General features: G+C 70.2%; 2 protein-coding genes. Both read left to right on the top strand.

The features are described 5' to 3' along the window. Positions 1–806, top strand: an 806-nt coding sequence (locus Sri02f_RS40575) for an acyl carrier protein (protein WP_218029941.1), incomplete at its 5' end; no start/stop codon positions are given. A 36-nt stretch (positions 807–842) separates the two neighbouring features. After that, positions 843–8141 (top strand): type I polyketide synthase (locus tag Sri02f_RS40570; RefSeq protein WP_245971032.1); only part of this gene is annotated, 7299 nt, incomplete at its 3' end.

The following is an 8141-nucleotide window of genomic DNA, read 5'->3' as shown; positions in this document are numbered from 1 at the left end:
ACACCGGAGGCATGGCCGGTGCTCTCGACCGGACGGATCAGGCACGCATGCGGCGCAGCGGTGTTCTTCCGTTGTCCGTCGAGGAAGGGATGGCGCTCTTCGACGTCGCGATCGGTGCCGACGAACCGGTGCTGATACCGGTCAAGTTCGACCTCACCGCACTGGCCGCGCAGGCGGGAGCGGGACAACTGGCCTCCATGTTGCAGGGATTGGTGCGCCGACCCCGACGTACCGCCACCGCCGGCGGACCTGTCTCTGCCATCTCGCTCTCGGACCGGCTGGCCGGGCTCCCGGAGGAGGAGCAGACGGAGATGCTGCTCGACCTGGTCCGCGACGAAGTGGCCGTGGTGCTCGGACACACCGATGCCGAGAACATCGTTCCGGGACAGGCGTTCAGCGAGATCGGCTTCGACTCGCTCACCGCGGTCGAGCTGCGTAACCGGCTGATGAGGGTGGCGGGCATCCCGTTGCCCGCCACGCTGATCTTCGACTACCCGTCGCCCGTCGCGATCACCGAGCACCTGCGCGCGGAGCTGATCCCGGACGCGGCAAGCGGAACGGTGCAGCCTGCCGACGTGGACGAGGCGGGGCTGCGCAAGGCCCTCGCCTCCGTGCCCCTCGAACGGCTCCAGGAACTCGGCGTGCTCCAGCAGTTGCTGCGTCTCGTGGCTGCGGCACCCGGCGCCGCGGACTCCGGCGCGACCTCTCCCGCCTCCTCGGAGACGGGGCAGAGCGCCGCACACCTGATCGCCGACATGGACGTAGCCGGCCTCATCGAACGCGCGATGGGCAACACCACCAACTGAGCCCGTCGCGGCCTACGGAGGAACTCAAGAATGTCTGTGTCCGAGGACAAGCTTGTCGCGGCACTGCGCGCCTCGCTCGTGGAGAACGAGCAGCTCAAGGAGGAGCGCGACCGGGTCCTTGCGGCCTCGTCCGAGCCGATCGCGATCGTGTCGGCCGCGTGCCGACTGCCCGGCGGGGTCGCCTCGCCGGAGGACCTGTGGCGTCTGGTGGCCGAGGAACGCGACGGCATCACGCCGTTTCCCGAGGACCGGGGCTGGGACGTCGACGGAATCTACGACCCCACCCCCGGCCTGGCCGACAAGTCCTACGTTCGCGAGGGTGGCTTCCTGCACGATGCCGGGGAGTTCGACCCGGCGTTCTTCGGGATCAGTCCGCGTGAGGCGTTGGCGATGGATCCGCAGCAGCGGTTGCTGCTGGAGACGTCGTGGGAGGTGCTGGAGCGGGCGGGCATCGATCCGGCGTCGTTGAAGGGCAGCCGCACGGGCGTCTTCGCCGGCTTGATGTACCACGACTACGAAGCGGCCGTGGCCGCCGGAAGCATCGTCTCGGGCCGGGTGGCGTACACCTTCGGTTTCGAGGGACCCGCGGTGACGGTGGACACGGCGTGTTCGTCGTCGCTGGTGGCGATGCACTCGGCGGTCCAGGCCCTGCGCAGCGGTGAGTGCTCGCTCGCCCTGGCCGGCGGTGTGGCCGTGATGGCCCGGCCCGGCAGCTTCATCGAGTTCTCGCGGCAGCGCGGTCTTGCCGCGGACGGGCGGTGCAAGTCGTTCGCGGCGGGTGCGGACGGCACGGCGTGGGCCGAGGGTGTGGGTCTGGTCCTGCTGGAGCGTCTGTCGGACGCTCGTCGCAACGGGCATGAGGTGCTGGCCCTGGTGCGGGGCAGCGCGGTGAACCAGGACGGCGCGTCCAACGGTCTGACCGCTCCGAACGGTCCTTCCCAGCAGCGGGTGATCCGTCAGGCGCTGGCGAACGCGGGTCTGTCGGCGGCGGACGTCGATGTGGTGGAGGCGCACGGTACGGGTACGTCGTTGGGTGATCCGATCGAGGCGCAGGCGTTGATCGCGACGTACGGTCAGGAGCGGCCTGGTGGTGATCGGCCGTTGTGGCTGGGGTCGTTGAAGTCGAACATCGGTCATGCGCAGGCCGCGGCCGGTGTGGCGGGTGTCATCAAGATGGTGCAGGCGATGCGGCACGGTGTGCTGCCGAAGACGCTGCATGTGGACGAGCCGTCGCCGAAGGTGGACTGGTCGGCGGGCGCGGTGGAACTGCTGACCGAAGCGCGGGACTGGCCGACCGCGCCGGGCCGTACACGCCGCGCGGCCGTCTCCTCCTTCGGCATCAGCGGCACCAACGCCCACGTCATCCTGGAAGCAGTCGAGAAGGACGTCCCCGAACCGACCGTGACACGCGGGCTCGTACCCCTCGTCCTGTCGGGCAGGACGGCCGACGCCGTGCGTGCGCAGGCCCGGCGCCTGGCCGACCATCTGGAACTGCACCGCGAACTGAGCCTCACGGATGTGGCGTTCTCGCTGGCGACGTCTCGTGCGCATTTCGATCATCGTGCTGTGGTGGTGGCGGGTTCGGTGGGGGAGGCGCGGGAGCATCTCGTGTCGGTGGATCCGCAGAGTGTGGTCGCGGGCCGTCTGGGTGTGTTGTTCACGGGTCAGGGGTCGCAGCGGGTCGGGATGGGGCGGGAGTTGTATGCCGCGTTCCCGGTGTTCGCGGAGGCTTTCGACGAGGTGTGCGCGGCCGTGGACAAGGAGCTCGGTCGCTCGCTCAAGGATCTGGTCTTCGAGGGCGGGGACCTGCTGGACGAGACGCGGTATGCGCAGCCGGCGCTGTTCGCCGTCGAGGTGGCGCTCTATCGTCTCGTACGGTCCTGGGGCGTGCGTCCCCACTACCTGGCGGGTCATTCGGTCGGTGAGGTGACGGCTGCGTTCGTTGCGGGTGTGTGGTCGTTGGAGGATGCGGCGGCTCTGGTGGTGGCGCGGGGTCGGTTGATGCAGGCTCTGCCGTCGGGTGGGGTGATGTTCGCGGTCGAGGCGGCGGAGGACGAGGTCGGGCCTTTGCTGGGCGAGGGTGTGAGTGTCGCGGCGGTGAACGGGCCGACGTCGTTGGTGCTGTCGGGCGCCGAGGACGCCGTCGCGGAGGTGGTGGCCCGCTTGGGGGATCGTCGGGTCAAGCGGTTGCGGGTCTCGCACGCGTTCCATTCGGCGTTGATGGATCCGATGTTGGAGGAATTCCGCCAGGTCGCGGCCGCACTCGCCTATCACGAGCCGGTTGTGCCGGTGGTGTCGAATCTGACCGGTGAAGTGGCGGAGGCGGGCCGGTTGTGCACGCCGGAGTACTGGGTGGAGCACGTGCGGGGCACGGTCCGGTTCCACGACGGTGTCGAGGCGCTGCGAAAGCAGAAGGTGTCGACGTTCCTGGAGCTCGGTCCTGACGGTGTGCTGTCGGGGATGGTGGCCGGGGATTGCGTGCCTTCCCTGCGGCGGGACATGCCGGAAGACCGGGCGCTGATGTATGCCCTGGGGCAGTTGCATGCCCGGGGTGTGCGGGTGGACTGGGAGAAGGTGTTCGCCGGGACGGGAGCCCGGCGGGTGGACCTGCCCACCTACGCCTTCCAGCGGCAGCGGTACTGGCTGAACTCGAACGTCTCGGCCGGTGATCCCGCGTTCGCGGTGGAGCATCCGCTGCTCGACTCGGTGATCAGTGTTCCCGACACCGGCGGTGTGCTGGGCACGGGCCGGCTGTCGCTGGCCGCCCAGCCGTGGCTCGCGGACCACACCGTGTCCGGCACCGTCCTGCTGCCGGGTACGGCACTGGTGGAACTCGCCGTCCGTGCCGGGGACGAGGTCGGTGCGCGGTCCCTGCGCGAATTGATCATCGAAGCCCCCCTGGTGATCCCCGACAAGGGTGCGGTGCGTATCCAGGTCTCGGTCGGTGAGGACGCAGGCGGTGTACGGCCGGTCGCCGTGTACTCGCGGCCCGACGACGCGGAGCCCGGAACCCCGTGGGTCCGCCACGCCAACGGTCAGCTCGACGACGAGGCACCGGCCCCCGGCACCACACTCGGCGTCTGGCCCCCTGAGGGTGCGCAGCCCGTCGACCTGACCGACTTCTACGCGGACCAGGCGAGCGCCGGATACGCGTACGGGCCGCTGTTCCAGGGCCTCAGCACGCTGTGGACCCTCGAAGAGGACATCTACGCCGAGGTCACGCTCCCGGCGCACGACGCCGAGGCGGCGGCCGGCTTCGGTCTGCATCCCGCGCTTCTCGACGCGGTCCTGCACTGCGGCGCCTTCACCGAGCGGAAGGCCGAAGAGGGCAAGCTCATCCTGCCGTTCGCGTGGAACGGCTTGACGCTGCACGCCTCGGGCGCCACCAGCCTGCGCGTACGCATGACGCCCACCGGACCCGAATCGGTGGCGCTGGAACTCGCCGACGGCGACGGCGCCCCCGTCGCGTCGGTGGAGTCGCTCGTGCTGCGCGCGGTCGCCGACGAGCAGCTCAAGGCCGCCGGACGGACCGGTCCCGGCACGGACGTCCTGTTCGCCGTCGAATGGACCGCGACGCCGGCCGGAGGGACGGCCGGCACCGCTGCCGCGGTCGTCCCGCACCCGGTCTCCATGGCCCTGGACGTCGAGGAACTCGTGCGGTCCGGCGCGTCCATGCCGGACGTGCTGGTCGTGGACGCCGTCGACGGCGTCGTCAGCGCCGAGCGGGTGCGCGGCCTCGTGGGCCGTGTCCTCGGCATCCTTCAGGCATTCCTCGCCGCGCCGGAACTGGAGGCGTCCCGCCTGCTCGTCGTGACACGCGGCGCGGTCGGCGTCTCGGGCGACTCCGAGGTGACCGATCCGGCGGGCGCCGCGGTCTGGGGGCTGGTGCGCGCCGCGCAGGCCGAGAACCCGGACCGTGTCCTGCTGATGGACGTGGACGAGGTGCAGGCCTCCCGGCCGGCCCTGGCCGGCGTACTGGCCACTGGCGAAGCCCAGGTGGCGGTGCGCGCCGATGTGGTGCACACGCCCAGGCTGGTACGGGCCGCGGTCGACGCCGGCGCCGGGACCGCGCTGGATCCCGCGGGAACCGTGTTGGTCACCGGCGGGACCGGCACGCTGGGCGGCCTCGTCGCGCGGCATCTCGTCGCCGCACATGGCGTACGCCACCTGCTGCTGACCAGCCGTCGTGGACCGGAGGCGCCCGGCGCCGCGGAGCTGACGGCCGAACTCGAAGCCGCCGGAGCGAGCGTCACCGTCGTGGCGTGCGACATGTCGAAGCGCAGAGCGGTGAAGAAGCTTCTCGCGGCGGTGTCGTCCGACGCGCCGCTGACCGCCGTCGTGCACGTGGCGGGAGTCCTGGACGACGGGGTGATCGCGAGCCTGACGCAGGAGCGGATCGGCGCAGTCTTCCGCCCCAAGGTCGATGCCGCGCTCACGCTGCACGAGCTGACACGCGACATGGATCTCTCGGCGTTCGTCCTGTTCTCCTCGGCGGCCGGTGTGATCGGAGGTCCGGGGCAGGGCAACTACTCGGCGGCGAACGCGTTCCTCGACGCCTTCGCCCAGTGGCGCCGGGCGCAGGGGCTGCCCACCGTCTCCCTGGCCTGGGGCCTCTGGGCCGAGTCCGGCGGCATGATCGCGACGATGAGCGAGTCGGACCAGGCCCGTATGGGCCGGGGCGGAGTGCTCCCGCTGGCCACCGAGGACGGCATGGCCCTGCTCGACACCGCGCTGCTCGACACGACCCTGTCCGGAGAGGCGCCCACGCTCGTGCCGGTGAAGTTCGACTTCACCGCTCTGACGGAGCAGGCACGGGCCGGGCACCTGCCACCGATGCTGCGCGGCCTGGTCCGCCGACCGCGCCGCACGGCCCGAACCGCGGCCGCGGGCACCGGCTCGGCCACCGGCGACTCCTTGGCGGACCGCCTCGCGACGCTGACCCACGAGGCTCAGCAACGTCACCTCGTGGAGTTGGTGTCGGGTGAGGTGGCGGTGGTGTTGGGGCATGCGGGTGCGGGGGATGTGGGTGCGGGTCAGGCGTTCAGTGATCTGGGTTTTGATTCGTTGACGGCGGTGGAGTTGCGGAACCGTTTGAACGCGGTGACGGGTCTGCGGTTGCCGGCGACGCTGATTTTCGATTATCCGTCGCCGGGTGTGCTGGCGGAGTTCTTGCGTGGGGAGTTGGTGGGCGAGGAGGCGGGTGCTGGGGGGTCGGTGGATCGGGGGGTTTCTGCTGGTGGGGTGGTGCCGGTGTCGGAGGATCCGATTGCGATCGTGGCGATGGGGTGCCGGCTGCCGGGTGGGGTTTCCTCGCCGGAGGATCTGTGGCGTCTGGTGGCTGAGGGGCGTGACGGCATCACGGCGTTTCCGGAGGACCGGGGCTGGGATGTGGGGCGGTTGTTCGATCCGGATCCGGATGCGGTGGGCAAGTCGATGGTCCGCCATGGTGGGTTCTTGCATGATGCGGGGGAGTTCGATCCGGGGTTCTTCGGGGTGAGTCCGCGTGAGGCGTTGGCGATGGATCCGCAGCAGCGGTTGCTGTTGGAGACGTCGTGGGAGGTGCTGGAGCGGGCGGGCATCGATCCGACGTCGTTGAAGGGCAGCCGCACGGGCGTCTTCGCCGGCGCCATGTACCACGACTACGCCACCAACCTCACCCGCGTGCCGGAGGAACTGGAAGGCTTCCTCGGCAACGGCAACGCGGGCAGCTTCATCTCGGGCCGGGTGGCGTACACCTTCGGTTTCGAGGGGCCCGCGGTGACGATGGACACGGCGTGTTCGTCGTCGCTGGTGGCGATGCACTCGGCGATGCAGGCCCTGCGCAGCGGTGAGTGCTCGCTCGCCCTGGCCGGCGGTGTCGCGGTGATGGCCACACCCGGCAGCTTCGTGGAGTTCTCGCGGCAGCGCGGTCTTGCCGCGGACGGGCGGTGCAAGTCGTTCGCGGCGGGTGCGGACGGCACGGCGTGGGCCGAGGGTGTGGGGCTGGTCCTGCTGGAGCGTCTGTCGGACGCGCGGCGCAACGGCCATGAGGTGCTGGCCCTCGTCCGCGGTGCGGCGATCAACCAGGACGGCGCTTCGAACGGCATCACCGCTCCGAACGGTCCCTCTCAGCAGCGGGTGATCCGTCAGGCGCTGGCGAGTGCGGGATTGTCGGCGGCGGACGTCGATGTGGTGGAGGCGCACGGTACGGGTACGTCGTTGGGTGATCCGATCGAGGCGCAGGCGTTGATCGCGACGTACGGACAGGAGCGGCCTGGTGGTGATCGGCCGTTGTGGCTGGGGTCGTTGAAGTCGAACATCGGTCATGCGCAGGCCGCGGCCGGTGTGGCGGGTGTCATCAAGATGGTGCAGGCGATGCGGCACGGTGTGCTGCCGAAGACGCTGCATGTGGACGAGCCGTCGCCGAAGGTCGACTGGTCGGCCGGCGCGGTGGAACTGCTGACCGAAGCGCGAGAGTGGCCCGAGACTCCCGACCGCCCCCGCCGGGCCGCCGTCTCCTCCTTCGGTCTGAGCGGGACGAATGCGCACGTGATCCTGGAGGCCGTCGAGACGGGGTCTTCGGTGGAGGGTGCGGTGGCGCCGGGTGGTGGGGCGCCTGCTGATGTGGTGCCGTTGGTGGTGTCGGGCAGGTCGGTGGAGGCGGTGCGCGACCAGGCGGCGCGGCTGGCCGGTTTCCTGGAGGAGCGGCCCGGCCTTGATCTGACGGATGTGGCGTTCTCGCTGGCGACGTCTCGTGCGCATTTCGATCATCGTGCTGTGGTGGTGGCGGGTTCGGTGGGGGAGGCGCGGGAGCATCTCGTGTCGGTGGATCCGCAGAGTGTGGTCGCGGGCCGTCTGGGTGTGCTGTTCACGGGTCAGGGGTCGCAGCGGGTCGGGATGGGGCGTGAACTGCACGCTGTTTTCCCGGTGTTCGCGGAGGCTTTCGACGAGGTGTGCGCGGCCGTGGACAAGGAGCTCGGTCGCTCGCTCAAGCATCTGGTCTTCGAGGGCGGGGACCTGCTGGACGAGACGCGGTTTGCGCAGCCGGCGCTGTTCGCCGTCGAGGTGGCGTTGTTCCGGTTGGCGGAGTCGTGGGGTGTGCGTCCCGACTATGTGACGGGTCATTCGGTCGGTGAGGTGACGGCTGCGTTCGTTGCGGGTGTGTGGTCGTTGGAGGATGCGGCGGCTCTGGTGGTGGCGCGGGGTCGGTTGATGCAGGCTCTGCCGTCGGGTGGGGTGATGTTCGCGGTCGAGGCGGCGGAGGACGAGGTCGGGCCTTTGCTGGGCGAGGGTGTGAGTGTCGCGGCGGTGAACGGGCCGACGTCGTTGGTGCTGTCGGGCGCCGAGGACGCCGTC

Source organism: Streptomyces rishiriensis, from assembly GCF_003112535.1.
Taxonomy (GTDB): Bacteria; Actinomycetota; Actinomycetes; order Streptomycetales; family Streptomycetaceae; genus Streptomyces; species Streptomyces rishiriensis.
Note: the sequence above shows the minus strand (reverse complement) of the source record. Positions and strands in the feature narration are given on the sequence as shown.